The 15,556-nt window shown below is 65.1% G+C and carries 15 protein-coding genes and 1 pseudogene; 10 read left to right on the plus strand and 6 right to left on the minus strand.

Annotated elements, in window-relative coordinates; translation table 11 throughout:
* The 5 genes and pseudogenes from WA702_RS11795 to WA702_RS11815 form a co-directional block, all read left to right on the plus strand.
* Positions 1 to 439, plus strand: a pseudogene (locus WA702_RS11795) (hypothetical protein); the annotation flags it as partial.
* A 121-nt stretch (positions 440 to 560) separates the two neighbouring features.
* Entirely contained in the window at positions 561 to 2,792 is a 2,232-nt protein-coding gene (locus tag WA702_RS11800) for a CHASE2 domain-containing protein (RefSeq protein WP_425110700.1), read from the plus strand.
* 137 nt (positions 2,793 to 2,929) lie between these two features.
* Positions 2,930 to 3,127: a hypothetical protein gene (locus WA702_RS11805; RefSeq protein WP_425110701.1), complete on the plus strand. Its 198-nt coding sequence runs from the start codon at positions 2,930 to 2,932 to the stop codon at positions 3,125 to 3,127.
* Positions 3,124 to 4,536, plus strand: a complete 1,413-nt coding sequence (locus tag WA702_RS11810; protein WP_425110702.1) for an amidase — start codon at positions 3,124 to 3,126, stop codon at positions 4,534 to 4,536. The genes WA702_RS11805 and WA702_RS11810 overlap by 4 nt, the downstream gene beginning before the upstream one ends.
* Positions 4,537 to 4,713: 177 nt before the next feature.
* Positions 4,714 to 4,983, plus strand: a complete 270-nt coding sequence (locus tag WA702_RS11815) for a GlsB/YeaQ/YmgE family stress response membrane protein (RefSeq protein WP_425110703.1) — start codon at positions 4,714 to 4,716, stop codon at positions 4,981 to 4,983.
* 86 nt (positions 4,984 to 5,069) lie between these two features.
* Here WA702_RS11815 and WA702_RS11820 read toward each other — a convergent pair whose 3' ends face one another.
* Positions 5,070 to 5,288 carry a hypothetical protein gene (locus WA702_RS11820; RefSeq protein ID WP_425110714.1) on the minus strand — a complete coding sequence of 73 codons (219 nt, stop codon included), beginning with the start codon at positions 5,286 to 5,288 and terminating at the stop codon, positions 5,070 to 5,072.
* Between WA702_RS11820 and WA702_RS11825 the strand changes: the two genes are divergently transcribed.
* Both WA702_RS11825 and WA702_RS11830 read left to right on the plus strand, forming a co-directional pair.
* Complete coding sequence (locus WA702_RS11825; protein WP_425110704.1) at positions 5,191 to 6,936, plus strand: type I secretion system permease/ATPase; 1,746 nt, start codon at positions 5,191 to 5,193, stop codon at positions 6,934 to 6,936. The two genes, WA702_RS11820 and WA702_RS11825, sit on opposite strands and share 98 nt — an antisense overlap.
* A 26-nt stretch (positions 6,937 to 6,962) precedes the next feature.
* Positions 6,963 to 8,288, plus strand: a complete 1,326-nt coding sequence (locus tag WA702_RS11830) for an HlyD family type I secretion periplasmic adaptor subunit (protein ID WP_425110713.1) — start codon at positions 6,963 to 6,965, stop codon at positions 8,286 to 8,288.
* 273 nt (positions 8,289 to 8,561) lie between these two features.
* Here the strand turns inward: WA702_RS11830 and WA702_RS11835 are convergent, their stop codons facing one another.
* From WA702_RS11835 to WA702_RS11845, 3 genes are all read right to left on the minus strand, one after another.
* Complete coding sequence (locus WA702_RS11835) at positions 8,562 to 9,044, minus strand: CinA family protein (protein WP_425110705.1); 483 nt, start codon at positions 9,042 to 9,044, stop codon at positions 8,562 to 8,564.
* A gap of 108 nt (positions 9,045 to 9,152) precedes the next feature.
* Positions 9,153 to 10,475: an MFS transporter gene (locus WA702_RS11840; RefSeq protein WP_425110706.1), complete on the minus strand. Its 1,323-nt coding sequence runs from the start codon at positions 10,473 to 10,475 to the stop codon at positions 9,153 to 9,155.
* A 164-nt stretch (positions 10,476 to 10,639) separates the two neighbouring features.
* Positions 10,640 to 11,539 (minus strand): transcriptional regulator GcvA, encoded by a 900-nt coding sequence (locus WA702_RS11845; protein WP_425110707.1) that lies wholly within the window; start codon positions 11,537 to 11,539, stop codon positions 10,640 to 10,642.
* A gap of 114 nt (positions 11,540 to 11,653) precedes the next feature.
* On the opposite strand from WA702_RS11845, the gene WA702_RS11850 reads away from it, so the two are divergent.
* On the plus strand, positions 11,654 to 11,857 hold the full coding sequence (locus WA702_RS11850; protein WP_425110708.1) for a DUF1127 domain-containing protein: 204 nt from the start codon (positions 11,654 to 11,656) through the stop codon (positions 11,855 to 11,857).
* A gap of 64 nt (positions 11,858 to 11,921) precedes the next feature.
* Entirely contained in the window at positions 11,922 to 12,536 is a 615-nt protein-coding gene (locus tag WA702_RS11855) for an N-acetyltransferase family protein (protein WP_425110709.1), read from the plus strand.
* A 136-nt stretch (positions 12,537 to 12,672) separates the two neighbouring features.
* Here the strand turns inward: WA702_RS11855 and WA702_RS11860 are convergent, their stop codons facing one another.
* Positions 12,673 to 13,503 carry an enoyl-CoA hydratase-related protein gene (locus WA702_RS11860; RefSeq protein ID WP_425110710.1) on the minus strand — a complete coding sequence of 277 codons (831 nt, stop codon included), beginning with the start codon at positions 13,501 to 13,503 and terminating at the stop codon, positions 12,673 to 12,675.
* 138 nt (positions 13,504 to 13,641) lie between these two features.
* On the minus strand, positions 13,642 to 14,343 hold the full coding sequence (locus WA702_RS11865; protein WP_425110711.1) for an SDR family NAD(P)-dependent oxidoreductase: 702 nt from the start codon (positions 14,341 to 14,343) through the stop codon (positions 13,642 to 13,644).
* Positions 14,344 to 14,498: 155 nt separating this feature from the next.
* On the opposite strand from WA702_RS11865, the gene WA702_RS11870 reads away from it, so the two are divergent.
* Positions 14,499 to 15,556, plus strand: a 1,058-nt coding sequence (locus WA702_RS11870; RefSeq protein ID WP_425110712.1) for an acyl-CoA dehydrogenase family protein, incomplete at its 3' end; no start/stop codon positions are given.

Raw genomic sequence — 15,556 nt, forward strand, 5'->3', positions numbered from 1 at the left:
CTTCCTTGAGCCGGGCGACACGCTGACCCTTACCTATCAGGCCAAAGTCAGTGACGGACACGGCGATTTCGGCCTGCAACCGCTGACCATCAGTATCGCCGGCAATGGTTCACCGATCGTGATCGGCAGCGCGCAGGACGACACCTTCGACCATGTCGGTGGCGGTGCGGCCATCTTCGGCTTGGGTGGCAACGACACGTTCGTGTTCAATCCGCATTTCGGCAGCGCCATCATTGCCGACTTCAACGTCAACAAGGATGTGCTCGAGCTCGACCATTCGCTGTTCGGGCCGTCGGTACAGGACGTCCTGAACAGCGCCCACGCCGCGAATGCGAATCACGATACAGTCCTGCTCGACGCTGCGCACGAGACGATCACGCTGAAAGGCGTGACGCTGGCGCAGCTCACCGCGCACCAGAACGACTTCCATATCGTCTGATGAGTTGTCCCGGCCGTTCGGGGCAGCTGATCTGGGCCGTTGCCAAGCCACGCCGGGTCCATGATAAGGATGCCGTCGATCCCTTGCTGCAACCGGCCACGACGCCGACCGTGGATATCAGATGAGACGTCTCCGAGACGTGCCACGGTGGTTTGCGCGCCGGTTCGGCTACGCGCGGGCGATATGCCTGCTGCTCTTGATGGGCTTCGCCGCGCTGCGCGTGGCCGATCCGGCACCGATCCAGGAGCTGCGGGTCCGCACCTTCGACAATTTCCAGGTGCTCGCGCCGCGGGTGAAGACGGTCCGCCCCGTCACCATCGTCGACATCGACGAGAAGAGCCTTGCCGATCCCAAGCTCGGCCAGTGGCCATGGCCTCGCACGCGCATCGCCGAAATCGTCACCAGGCTGACCCAGCTTGGCGCGGTCGTGATCGCCTTCGACGTGGTTTTCGCCGAGCCTGATCGCCTCGACCCTGCGATCGCCGCCGAGACCTTTCCTAATCTCGATGGGGCGACGCGCGACAAGCTGCGGGCGCTGCCGTCGAACGATCAGGTGCTGGCCGATAGCTTGAGCGGCGCGCGCGTGGTGCTCGGCGAATCCGGCGGCCCGGACGTCCATGCGAGTCTTGACAAGACGCTGCCCGTCACCGGCTTTGGCCTGGTCGGCGATCCGCAGCGGTTCATGGTCAGGTTTCCGGGGCTGTTGCGCAACGTGCCGGTGCTCGAGCATGCCGCGGCCGGCCGCGGCCTGTTCACGATCAGGGCGGAGCGCGACGGCATCATCCGCCGCGTACCCATGATCATGCGGGCGCAGGACGTGATCATGCCGTCGCTGAGCTTCGAGATGCTGCGGGTGGCAAGCCATTCGGACACGATCCTCATCAAGGCCGACCAGAGCGGCATTCTCGGCCTCGGTCTGCGCGGTTTCCAGCTCCCGACGGACCGCAACGGCCAGATCTGGGTCCACTATGCCCCGCGCGATCCGACGATCTATGTCTCGGCGATCGAGGTGCTGGAGGGGCGCGCGCCGCCGGACAAGATCTCCGGCAAGCTGGTGCTGGTCGGCCCTTCCGCGATCGGGCTCAACGATATCAAGACCACGCCGGTGTCGCCGGTGATGCCGGGCGTCGAGGTGCATGCACAGGTGCTGGAGGCGGCGCTGACCGGTGCGACCTTGCGGCTGCCGACATGGGGCATCACCGCCGAATTCGGCGCGGCGCTGCTGCTCGGCCTGCTCGTCATCGTCCTCGCGCCGCGGCTCGGCGCGGTGATGCTCGTCGTGGTCGGTGCGCTGTTCGCGTCCGCGCTGATCGGCATCTCCTGGTACAGCTACACGCGGCACCAGCTGCTGCTCGACTTCACCTATCCGATGCTGTCGACATCAGCAATCTACCTGACCTTGATCTTCGCGAGCTTCGTGCGCGAGCAGAGCCAGCGCCGCCAGATCCGTTCTGCCTTCAGCCAGTATCTGTCACCGGCGCTGGTCGAGCAGCTCGCGCATTCGCCGGAGAAGCTCGTTCTGGGCGGCGAGGAGCGCGAGATCACCATCATGTTCTCGGACGTGCGCGGCTTCACCTCGATCTCGGAGAGCTACAAGCATGACCCGCAGGGCTTGACCCAGCTCATGAATCGCTTCCTGACGCCGCTCAGCAATGCGATTCTCGCGCGCAAGGGCACGATCGACAAGTACATGGGCGACGCCATCATGGCGTTCTGGAATGCGCCGCTCGATGACAGAGAGCATCAGGTCAACGCCTGTCACGCCGCATTGGATATGCTCGACCAGGTTGAGGCGCTCAACCTGGCGCGCAGGCACGAGGCCGATCTCGGCGGCCGTGTCTATATTCCGCTCAATGTTGGCGTCGGTCTCAATACCGGCACCTGCGTGGTCGGAAATCTCGGTTCCGATCTGCAGTTCAACTATTCGGCGCTCGGCGACAGCGTCAATCTTGCCTCGCGTTTGGAAGGCCAGACCAAGCAATACGGTTTTCCGATCATCGTCGGCTCCCGGACCGCGATGGCGGCGAAGGATCGCTTCGCGATCCTCGAGCTCGACTTCATCATGGTGAAAGGCAAAAGCGAGCCGGAGGTGATTTATGCCATCGCCGGCCGCGAGGAGGTGATGCATTCCGAGCGCTTCCAGCGCCTGCGCAACCTGACCATCGAGATGCTGGCCGCCTATCGCGGCCGCGATTGGGAGGAGGCGCTGGCCGCGATCGCGCGTGGCCGCAAGACCGATCAGGCAAATACACTGCAGCAGCTGTACGACCTTTACGAAGTGCGCATTCGCCACTACCAGGCCAATCCGCCGCCGCAGGATTGGAGCGGTGCGCATGCGTTGCTGACCAAGTAGTCGACGATATCGTCGACCGGAGGTCTGTCGGTTCGCGGAGCCGCCCTGCGCAAATCGCGCGCCAAAGCCCGCCGCGCCCTATAAGATAGGCCATCAGCCCACCGGCCTGACGCGGTCGCATAACAGCGAGATTTCGAATGACCAAACCGACACCTCAGAACGTGAGCGCGATGGCGGAGGCCGCCGGGGTCTCCGTCGACAAGGAGACCGCGACGCGGATCGCCAACTCGATCGGACCGGCGCTGGAGGGCTTTGCAGCCATCGCCGGCACCCTGCCGTTCGACCTGGAGCCGGCGAGCTACGTCGTGGTCCAGCATCTGAAGGTGACGCGATGAGATCGGAGCCCGCATTGATGACGCTGACCGAGGTCGCCAGGGCGATCGCCGCCAAGCAGCTGTCGTCGCATGAGGTGACACGCGCCTGCCTGCACCGCATCGCGCAATGGCAGCCGCATCTCAACGCCTTTATGGCAATCGAATCCGAGCCGGCACTGAAGGCCGCGACCGCGGCGGACGAGGAGCTCGCCAAGGGCGACATCAAGGGCCCGCTGCACGGCGTGCCGCTGGCGCACAAGGACATGTATTACGACGCTGGCCATGTCTCAACCTGCGGCTCGCTGATCCGGCGCGACTTCGTCGCCAGCACCACCTCGACCGCGCTGCAGCGACTGAAGGACGCCGGCACGGTCCGGCTCGGCACCTTGCAGATGGCGGAGTTCGCTTACGGGCCGACCGGCCATAACGCGCATTACGGGGCGGTGCACAATCCCTGGAAGCACGGCCATGTCACCGGCGGCTCGTCCTCGGGCTCCGGCGCGGCGGTCGCAGCGCGGCTGACCTTTGCCGCGCTCGGTTCCGACACCGGCGGCTCGATCCGGATGCCCGCGCATTTCTGCGGCGTCACCGGCTTGAAGGTGACCTGGGGGCGTGTCAGCCGTGCCGGCGCGATGCCGCTGTCGCAATCGCTCGACACCGTCGGTCCATTGGCACAGACCGCAGAGGATTGCGCGCTGTTGCTCGGCCTGATGGCAGGCCTCGACCCCGAGGATCCGACCGCGAGCGCGGCACCCGTGCAGGATTATCTCGCGGCGACCAAGGCCTCGCTCAAGGGCCTCAGGATCGGTGTGCCCAAGTCGTTCTATGTCGATGACCTCGATGCCGACGTGGCGAAGGCGCTCGACGCCACGATCGCGACGTTGAAGGCCGAAGGCGCCGATGTCGTGCAGGTCGGGCTGACCGATCATCGCCAGCTCTCCGCGGCGTCGCAGATCGTGCTCGCCGTCGAAGCCGCGGCGTTCCACAAACGCTGGCTGATCGAGCGGCCGCAGGATTACGGCCCTCAGGTGCTGATGCGGCTGCAGAACGCGCTCGCGGTGTCAGGCGTGACCTATCTGGAAGCGCTGCGCTGGCGCGGCGCCGCGCTCGCCGCGCACATCGCGGCGACCTCAGGCGTAGATGCGGTGATTGCGCCGGTGTCGCCCGTCGCTGCGCCCTCGATCGCGGAAAGCGATATCGGCGCGGGGCAAAACGCTGAGGCCGTGATCCAGCGGCTGACCCGCTTCACCCGTCCGATTAACTATCTCGGCTTGCCATCGCTGGCGATTCCATGCGGCTTCTCGTCGTCGGGCCTGCCGATCGGCATGCAACTGATCGGCCGCTCCTTCGACGAGGCCACCGTGCTGACCATCGGGGCCGCCTTCCAGCGCGCCACCGACTTCCACGCCAAGGTGCCGACGTTGCCATGACCAATCTCGTCGAGATCAAGGCACCTGGCTTGGCTCTCGCGACTGTTGCGGCGACGTAACGGTCGGCGGGAAAGCGGTGCGATGACAGCTTCGAACCGCGCTTCGCGGGTCGTCCTGCTGCCTCGGCCCCGCTATGCTGGCCACGCGGCACAGGGAACCGCGATTGGGGACTTCATCATGTACATTTCGAGCCAGGGTTTGCTGGTCGTGCTGTTCGTCGGCCTGGTTGCGGGTTGGCTCGCGGGCAAGATCGTGCGCGGCGCCGGTTTCGGCCTGATCGGGGACATCATCGTCGGCATTCTCGGCGCCCTGATCGCAAGCCTGCTGTTCCCGAAGCTCGGCATTCATCTCGGCCGCGGCATCGTCTCCGAGATCATCTATTCAGCATTTGGCGCCGTCATCCTGCTGCTGATCCTCGGCCTGCTGCGCGGGCGCGGCCGGTTCTAGCGGGGCAGTTCCGCCGTTCATCTTAGCCCAGAGGCTCAAGTCGAACGTTTCGTCCGCTGCGCCGACAGAACAAGCACGTGGTCCGTTCAGGTTAACGGTCCCGTAGTTGGACGGTTGTGGCGGAAGCCGTTATATTTCATATGTTTCCTGCCGAATCCGAGGTCGATGATCGGCACCCCCTGCGGTTTGATTGAAGAGATTTGCTGAATGGCAGCGGCACTTGGCGCACGGCGTTCCGAGTTGAATGAGGCGTTGCGGAGCTGCCGCAGCGCATTTCTCGGCGTCGGCGTGATGAGCTGCATCATCAATCTGCTCTATCTCACCGGCTCGATCTTCATGCTCGAGGTCTATGACCGCGTGCTGCCGAGCCGCAGCGTTCCGACCCTAATCGGCCTCGTGATCCTCGCGGGCGGCCTTTATCTGGCCCAGGGCGTGCTGGATCTGGTCCGCAACCGCATCCTGGGACGGGTCGGGACCGCCCTGGACGAGAGCCTGAATGCGCGCGTGTTCGACACCATCGTGCGATTGCCGTTGATCGCGGGGCGCAGCGAAGGACTGCAGCCGCTGCGCGACCTCGACAATATCAGGGCCTTTCTCGGCAGCCAGGGGCCGAGCGCGTTCTTCGATCTGCCCTGGCTGCCGTTCTATCTCGCGATCTGTTTCGCCTTTCATGTGCTGATCGGCGTCACTGCGCTCGTCGGTGCCATCATCCTGGTCACCCTGACGCTCGTCACCGAATACATGACCCGGCAGCCGGCCAAGGACGCGCTTAATCTCGCCGCGCGCCGCAACGATCTGGCGCAGTCCAGTCGCCGCAATGCCGAGGTACTGGTCGCGATGGGCATGACCGGCCGCCTGCTGCAGCGCTGGAACGAGACCAACGCCCGCTATCTCTCGGGCAATCAGCGCGCCAGCGACGTCTCGGGTGGCCTGGGCGCCGTCGCCAAGGTGCTACGCATGATGCTGCAGTCGGCGGTGCTCGCGGTCGGCGCCACGCTCGTGATCCACCAGGAGGCGACTGCCGGCATCATCATCGCCTCGTCGATCCTCAGCGCGCGGGCGCTGGCACCAGTCGATCTCGCGATAGCGCATTGGAAGAGCTTCGTCGCCGCGCGGCAGAGCTGGCGCCGGCTCAACCTGTTGCTGGAGCGGATGCCGGTGCGGCCGGTGCCGACCTTGTTGCAGCCGCCATCGAGCCAGTTGTCGGTCGAAGCGATCAGCATCGTGGCGCCCGGCGACCAACGCGCCATCGTGCAGGACGTGAGTTTCGCGCTGTCGGCGGGCCAGGGACTCGGCGTGATCGGGCCGAGCGCGTCGGGAAAATCCTCGCTGGTGCGGGCACTGGTTGGAGTCTGGCAACCGGTGCGCGGCAAGGTCCGGCTCGATGGTGCCGCGCTCGACCAATGGCAATCCGATGAGCTCGGTCGCCACATCGGCTACCTGCCGCAGGATGTCGAGCTGTTCGCCGGGACGGTGGCGCAGAACATCGCGCGGTTCGATCCGCAGGCCAATGCCAATGCCATTATCGCCGCCGCCAAGGAGGCCGGCGTGCACGACATGATCGTCAAGATGCGCGACGGCTACAACACGGAGGTCGGCGAGCAGGGCACGGCGCTGTCGGCCGGGCAGGCGCAGCGCGTGGCGCTGGCGCGCGCGCTGTACGGCAATCCGTTCCTGGTCGTGCTCGACGAGCCGAACTCCAATCTCGATACCGAGGGCGATGAGGCGCTGTCGCGCGCGGTACGCGCGGTGCTGGCGCGCGGCGCCATCGTGATCGTGGTGGCACACCGGCCTGTCGGCATCGAGGCGGTCGATCATGTGCTGGTCATGAAGGACGGCCGCATGCAGGCGTTCGGGCCGAAGGAAACCGTGCTGGCGCAGGTGCTGCAGCCGCGGGTGACGACGCCGACGCCGATCAAGATCGTCTCCGAGCAAGGAGTGGCGAAGCCATGACGGAAGCTATGACCGGCGGCCCGATCATGGGGGCTCCGGCGCTGGCCGGCAATGGGCCGCGGGGCGTCCGCAGCTCGATCCGGCTGCATCTGATTGTGGGTCTTGCCATGGTCGGCGTGGTGGCCGGTGGGCTCGGCGGCTGGGCGGCGACGCAGCAGATCTCCGGCGCGCTGATCGCACCCGGCCAGATCGTGGTCGAATCCAGCGTCAAGAAGGTGCAGCACCCGACCGGCGGCGTGGTCGGCGAGCTGCGCGCGCGCGACGGCGACGTCGTCAAGGCCGGCGACATCCTGGTGCGGCTCGACGATACCGTGACCAAGGCGAGTCTGGCGATCGTCAGCAAAAATCTCGATGCGCTGTGGGCGCGCGCGGCGCGGCTCGAGGCCGAGCAGCGCGGGCTCGACAAGATCACCTTCCCGCCGGAGCTCACCTCGCGCACCGCCGACCCGGACGTGAAGACGCTGATGGCCAGCGAGAGCAAACTGTTCGACGTACGCGTCAATGGCCGCAGCGGGCAGAAGGCGCAGATGCATGAGCGGGTCCGCCAGCTCAACGAGGAGATCGAGGGCCTGACCGCGCAGGTCACGTCCAAGGATCAGGAGATCGCGCTGGTGCAGAAGGAGCTCGACGGCGTGCGTCAGCTCTACGACCAGCATCTGGTGCAGATCTCACGCCTGACCACGCTGGAGCGCGACACGGCGCGGCTCAATGGCGAGCGCGCGCAGTACATCGCCGCACGCGCGCAGGCCAAGGGCAAGATCACCGAGACCGAGCTGCAGATCATCCAGGTCGACAAGGACATGGTGAGCGAGGTCTCCAAGGATCTGCGCGAGACCCACGACAAGATCGGTGAATTCGTCGAGCGCAAGGTCACCGCCGAGGACCAGCTCCGCCGCGTCGACATCCGCGCGCCGCAGGACGGCATGGTGTTGCAATCCGCGGTGCATACGGTCGGCGGCGTCATCAGCGCCGGCGATACCATCATGCTGATCGTGCCGCAGACCGACGATCTGCAGGTCGAGGCCAAGGTCAATCCGCAGGACATCGACAAACTGCAGATCGGACAGAAGACGCTGCTGCGGCTTTCAGCCCTTAACCAGCGCACCACGCCGGAGCTGAACGGGGTCGTCAGCCGCGTCTCGCCCGACTTCACCACCGACCAGCGCACCGGCCAGAGCTACTACACGATCCGCGTCTCGATGCCGCCGCAGGAGATCGCCCGTCTCGGCGACGCCAAGCTGATCCCGGGCATGCCGGCCGAGGCCTTCGTGCAGACCGGCGACCGCACCGTGCTGTCCTACCTGATGAAGCCGCTCAACGACCAGCTGATGCGCGCGTTCCGGGAGAAGTGAAGTTCTTTGTCATTGGCTCGCACGATGGCGGAGCAACAAATTCAGTGTCGTCCCGGCGAATGCCGGGACCCATAACCGCCGGCCGCTGTTGTGCGATCGCAAGTAGCTCCAGCCGACTCGATAAGCGGAGCCGGTGGTTATGGATCCCGGCTCCGGCTCGCTTTGCTCGCTTGGCCGGGACGACAGCGGAGTACCATCGCGCGCGCTCGGTTGGGACGGCAGCGCGTGCATCGCGCTTGGCGGGGACGATCGCTAGCTTGTCGGCCGTCTGAACTACTGATCCAGCCGCTTTAGCAGCAACTCCAGCGCGGTCTTCGCGAACACCTGCATGTTGCCGAAGCGGTCGTTGCTGCCGGTCTCCAGCGTGATCACGGATGTCTCGGCGCCGGCCACAGCCATGCAGCTATGTCCGGCGGCATCGCCATAGCGGTTGCCGGTCGGCCCGGTGGCGCCGGTTTCGGACAGGCCCCAGTCGGCTGAGAAACGCTGCCGAATGCGCTCCGCCAACAGTTTCGCATAAGGCTCCGATGCCGAGCGGATGCCCTTCATGGCCTCGTCCGGAATCTCCATCAGGATGCGCCGTGCGTCGCGCGTGTACACCACCGCCGAACCAAGGAAATAGGCCGACGCACCGGGCACCGCGAGCAGCGACGCCGAAATCAACCCGCCTGTCGAGGACTCCGCGACCGCAATGGTCTGCTTGCGCGCGATGAGCCGCTGCGCGATCTGCTCTGCAAGACTGACGAGATGCTGCATGGCTTCAAGTTTTGCGAACAAGGTGGCAGAAGCAGCGGTGCGGAGAACCAGCCTGAGAAGGATCGGAGCCGCCGGCCGAACGGATCACGCCTGGCCGGCGCGCGATCGTCACACCGTCACAGGCTCGCGTGCCGCGACCGCTTGGCGGCCGCCACGATAAACGGTCATCGCTGCAATGATGCCGAGTACGGCGGCGAACATCAGCCAGAGGCCCGGCGACGCCTTGTCGCCGGTGTGCTCGATCAGCCAGGTCGAGGCAAACGGCGTGAAGGTGCCGAACAGGCCGGCCGCCAGCGCAAACGCGATCGAGAAGCAGGTGGTGCGGACATGGGCCGGCACGATCTCGACCAAACACCCAAGCATGGTGCCGCTGTAGACGCCGAAATAGAACGAGAACATCATTTCGACCGCGAGCAGCTTGCCGAAGCTCGGTGCCGCCGCCAGCCAATGCAGGGCCGGGTAGGCGGTCAGGAGCGAAAGTACCGCGATGGTCAGCAGCACGGGCTTGCGTCCGATCCGGTCGGATACGGCTCCGCCAACGGGATTCCAGAAGAAATTCGTCACGGCAACCAGCAAGGTGACAAGCAGCGAATCCGCAGCCGACAGCTTGAGCTGCTTGCCAAAGCCAGGAGCGTAGACCGTGATGAAATAGAACGTGGTCGTGGTCAGGACGGCGATCATCATGCCGAGAATGACGATGCGCCAGTTTTCGAGCGCGGACGCAAACACCTCTGACGCCGTCGGATGCTTTTTCATGGCGAGGAAGGCCGGCGTTTCTTCCAGCGACCGGCGCAGCATGAAGATGACCGGGACGATGAGGCAGCCGATCAGGAAGGGGATGCGCCATTTGGCGATGCCGCCGATCGAGCCGAGAACGACATCGCCGGGGATGGCTTCGCTCAGGACAAAGCCGATGATCGAGGCGACAAAAATCGCAACCTGCTGGCTGGAAGATTGGAATGAGGTGTAGAAGCCGCGATTGCCCGGCGTCGAAATCTCCGCGAGATAGACCGACACGCCGCCGAGCTCGACGCCGGCGGAGAAGCCCTGCAACAGCCGACCGAGCAGCACGATGACGGGCGCAGCTACGCCGATCGCTGCGTAGGCCGGGCAAAAGGCAATGACGATGGTGCCGATAGCCATGATGCCGAGCGTCACGATCAGGCCCTGGCGGCGGCCGATCCTGTCGATGTAGGCGCCGAGCACGATTGCGCCCACCGGACGCATCAGCGCGCCGAGCCAGAATACGCCGTAGGCTTTCAGGAGCGCGGCGGTGTCGCTCGAGGAAGGAAAGAAAGCATTCGCGATCGGCACGGCGTAGAAGCCGAACAGGAAGAAGTCGAACTGCTCGAGGAAATTGCCGCTGGTCGCCCGCAGGATCGCGCCGATGCGCGACTTGATGACTGGTGGTTGCGCGGTGGTTTGCGACATCCGAGATCTCCCTCCCCGTGAATGGCTCGTGCGGAAGAGTATTCTCGCCAGCCGTGTTGGTGGCGGCCAACTTGCCACGTCGAAGCTGGCCGGCCAACCGGAATCCCATCTGGCAGAGCAGCATTGTCCCGCCGAAGCGCTCAGGACTTGTTTCAGGGGCTTGTTCAGGGCTTGGCTTGCGCCGTGGCTTTGACCCATTGCCGGAATGCGCGCAGCTTCGGCAGATCGGTGCGGCCTTCCGGCGATACCAGATAGAAGCCGGCATCCGCCGGCAGCGCGATCTTGAAGGGAACTACGAGTCGGCCCTTGGCAATGTCGTCCTGCACGTAGGACGTGCGGCCGAGCGCGACGCCAAACCCATCGATCGCGGCCTGGATGGTCACGAAGATGAGGTCGAAGCTCAGGCCGCCTTGTTTAGAGATCGATGCCGGCAGGCCGGCGGCCGTCAGCCACAGCCGCCAGTCGTCGTCATAGCCGCCGCTGGTATGCAGCAGCGTGTGATGGGAGAGGTCCTGCGGACAGCGCAGCGGCTTGTCGCCTTGCAGCAGCGCCGGACTGCAGACCGGAAACAGCTCGTCCGCCATCAGCCATTCGGCGCGCACGCCCGGCCAGTGGCCGCGGCCGTAGCGCAGCGCGGCATCGACATCGCCGGTCCTGAAATCGACCAGACTGGTCGAGGTGGTGATGCGCACGTCGATGCCGGGGTGCGCCTCCTGGAACGCCGACAATCGCGGCAGCAGCCATTTGGCCGCCAGCGATGCGATCGTGGACACGGTGAGCACCTTGCCGTCGGTCTTGCGCACCAGCCGCTCGGTCGCGAGCCGGAGATCGTCGAACGCCGCCCGCACCAGCGGTAGGTAATCGCGGGCCTGCGGCGTCAGCTCGAGGCTGCGGTTGTTGCGGACGAACAGGCGGATGCCCAGTTCGTCCTCCAGCCGCTTGATCTGATGGCTGATCGCGGTCTGCGTCACGTTCAGCTCGGATGCCGCGCGCGTGAAGCTCAGATGCCGCGCGGCGGCCTCGAACGCCCGCAGGCCATTGAGGGAGGGCAGGCGGGCGCTCATCCAAGCGGGCTCAACTGCATGAATTTATGTCATCCGAAGCGGCGCAAAGTGTCGTTTGTGGGCAGTGCAAAAAGAGCCCAGATACTGTCAGCAAGTTAACTGCAGGAGGTCTTCATGTCCACTTGCGTCACCTCACCAATGACAAATAATCATGCACAGGGTGCCTTGGGCGGGCTCAATGAGCTGCTCCATGTCTGGCACCAACGCTACCAGTCGCGCCAGGAATTGGCGCGCTGGTCGGAGCGCGATCTGCATGACCTGGGCCTGTCGCGGGGCGATGTCGCCTACGAGATCGACAAGCCGTTCTGGCGGGCTTGATGAGCCGCCACGCCGACGCCGCTCCTCAAGGAGGGCGTCGGCGGTCCTCGTCTCGGAGTGGGCCATGTTGAAGCTGAACCTCGCCGATCTCGGTCAATATTCCGATGTGGTCCACACCCGCCGCGGCGAAGCAGTGACGTTGCGCTTCGTCACCCCCGGCGATGCCGACGAGCTGCAGGCCTATGTGCGTGGGCTCAGCTCCGGCTCGCGCTACAAGCGCTTTCTCGGCGCCATGAGCGAGTTGCCGAAAACGGTGCTCGATGACTTCACCCACACCGGGCGGGACGATCGCTTCAGTCTGGTTGCAAGCATGTCCGGCGATGATGTCGAGCGCATCGTCGGCGAGGCGCGCTATGCGTTTCATTCCGAGGACGACAGCGTCGAGTTCGGTCTTTCCGTGCAGGACCGCTGGCACGGACATGGCATCGGCCCGGCGCTGCTGCAGAATCTCGAATGCCGCGCCGCCGCGCTCGGTGCCATCTCCATGTTCGGCGACACGCTGCGCTCCAACGATGTCATGATCCGGCTTGCGAAGAAGTCCGGTTATCTATTCCGCCAGCATCCCGATGACTGGAAGCTGGTGCGCTTCGAGAAGCAGATCGGAGCCGGCGCGGACCGATCCTGCGCGAGCTTGCGGCTCGTCGTATCAAACTCTGCCGACCGGATGCAGGCGCGCTGAGGCGCGTAGGATGGGTGGAGCGCAGCGATACCCATCATGGTTCGGCACATGCGGCGGCTAGCGATGGGTATCGCTTCGCCCTCGCTCTTCGAGCGCCAGCTTCGCTCCACCCATCCTACGAGAGCCAATCGATTGATCAGCCGCCGCCAAACACCGCCTTGCGCTTCTCGATGAAGGCCTGCACCGCCTCCTTGTGATCGGCCGAAGTGGTCAGCGGGATCAGGCGCTCGGCCTCGCGGTCGCGCGCGGTATCGAAATCTACCGTGAGCGCATCATCCAGATTGTCCTTCATCGCCTGCAGTGCCAGCGACGGGCCTTCCGCCAGCGATTTGGCGAAGGCGAACGCTTCCTCCTGCAGGCGCTCGTCCGGCACCACGCGGTTGACGAGGCCGATCTGCGCGCACCTGTCGGCATCGACCTTCTCGCCAGTGAACATCAATTCGCGGGCCCGCGCCGTGCCGACCAGTTGCGTCAGCAGCCAGGCGATGCCGTAATCGCCGCTCAGCCCGACGCGGACATAGCCGGTGGCGACGAAGGCCGATTGCGCCGCGATCCGGATATCGCAGGCGAGTGCGATCGCCAGGCCGGCGCCGGCGGCAGCGCCGGGCAGGGCTGCGATGGTCGGCTTGCGCAGGCCATGCAGCGCGCCCGTCAGCAGGCTCTGCCGCTGCTTGAGATCGGCGACCTTCTCTTCATGCAACATCGCAAGCTTCTTGGGATCGCGATGCGCGCCCATGCCCTTGACGTCGCCGCCGGCGCAGAATGCCGTCCCGGTGCCGGTGAGCAGCACCGCGCCGACATCGGGATTGTCACCGCAGCTCTTGATCATCCGCCGCAGCGCCGGGCTCAGATTGTCAGACAGCGCGTTGCGCGCCTCCGGCCGGTTCAGCGTGATGACCGCGACGCGGTCCCTGATCATGCAGAGCAGTTCATCGGTGCCGGTGTCGATCGTGGTCTCGGTGGGCATGTCAGCTCCCTTGGATTCTTGTTGTTGCTTATTGATTATAGCTTCCGTCATTGCGAGGAGCGAAGCGACGAAGCAATCCAGACTTTCTTCGTGATGCTGGATTGCTTCGCTGCGCTCGCAATGACGGCCGCTAACGCCTTAAAATTTCTCCACCCACGGTCGCAGCTCGACTTCCCAGCTCCAGGCGCTGCGCGGCTGCTGCAGGACGTTCCAGTAGCTGAGCGCGATCGCATCGGGATCGAGTAACGAATCCGGCTTGTCCGCAAAATCTGGCCTGGCGGCGCTGCGAATGCCGCCGTCGATGACGAAATGCGCGACATGGATGCCCTGCGGCGACAGCTCGCGTGCCATGCTCTGCGCGAGACCACGTAGCGCGAACTTGCCCATCGCGAACGGCGCCGATTGCGCGTAGCCCTTGACGCTTGCCGAGGCGCCGGTGAACAGGATCGCGCCGTGTTTGTTGGGCAGCATCCGCTGCGCAGCCTGCTGCGCCACCAGGAAGCCGCCGAAAGCCGATACCGCGATCGCCTGCGCGACCTCTGCCGGTACCAGGTCGACGAACGCTCCGCGCGCGCGGCCGCTCGCATTGTAGACCACGAGGTCGGGCGTGCCGAGCTCGCGCTCGACCAGGCCGAACAGCCGCTCGACCTCTTCCGGATTGGTGGCATCGCAGGGATACGCGCTGGCGCCGGTCTCATGGCAGAGCGCGCCGAGCTTCTCGACCTTGCGCGCGGCGAGCGCGACGCGGATCTTCTCGCGCGCGAACAGCCGCGCCAGCGAGGCGCTCAGCCCCTCGCCGGCACCGACGATCAGTGCGGTCTTGTAGGTCGGATTGTCCATGGGGTTTCCTCCAATGCAGGGCGCTATGCATCTAGGGGCGGGGACAGCAAGTTCCTATGGCATCCGCTCCACATTCGCGCGAGAACGTGAGGTGGAAGTCGGGCTGCGAAAAAAAATATTCTGACTCCGGGACCGAAGCGATCAAGGAATTCCACATGCACCAGTTCTTGAAGCGCGACGACGTCATGACCGGTGGGGCGCGGCCGGATTTGCTGGCGCCGGATACCACGGGCATGAATTTCTACCGCGCCGATCCCGCGTTGACCGACCTGCTGCGTATCCATCTGCCCGACACGCTATTCCGCCACATCGAGCCGCATCTCGATCGGCTGGGTGCCCTGGCCGGCGGCTATCTCGACGAATGCGCGCGGCTTGCCGACCGCCATGGCCCGGTGCTGCACCAGCGCGACCGCTTCGGCCGCGACATGCAATGGATCGAATATCATCCGGCCTATCGCGAGCTGGAGCGCGCCGCTTTCGGCGAGTTCGGCATCCATGCGATGTCGATCCGAAAGGGCATCCTGGGCTGGCCGGACAAGTATCCGGTCGCGGCGAAGCATGCCTTCACCTTCCTGTTCAATCAGGCCGAGTTCGGGCTCGGATGCCCGATCAACGTCACCGATGGCTGCGCCAAGCTGCTGGCGAATTTCGGCAGCCGGGAATTGCAGGACAGATATCTCGGCGGCCTGACGCAGACCGATATGGCGAAGCTGACGCAGGGCGGTCAGTTCATGACCGAGAAGGAGGGCGGCTCCGACGTCGGCACCTTGACCACGACGGCTGTGCGGGAGGGCGACCATTGGCGCCTCACCGGCGAGAAATGGTTCTGCTCGAATGCCGACGCCAAGGTCGTCATGCTGCTGGCGCGGCCGCAAGGTGCGGAGAAAGGCACGCGCGGCGTCGGCCTGTTCCTGATGCCGCGCTTCCTCGATGACGGCACGCAAAACCACTACCGGATCGTGCGGCTGAAGGACAAGCTCGGTACCCGCTCGATGGCCTCGGGCGAGATCAAGCTGGAAGGCGCCATCGCCTACGCCGTCGGCCGGCTCGATCGCGGCTTCGTGCAGATGGCCGAGATGGTCAATTCCTCGCGGCTGTCGAACGGCGTCAAATCCACCGCGCTGATGCGCCGCGCGCATCATGACGCGATGACGGTGGCGTCGAACCGCGTCGTGTTCGGTCGGCGCATCATCGACCTGCCGCTCGGCCGGCG

The organism is Bradyrhizobium sp. (genome assembly GCF_049798375.1).
Classification (GTDB): Bacteria; Pseudomonadota; Alphaproteobacteria; order Rhizobiales; family Xanthobacteraceae; genus Bradyrhizobium.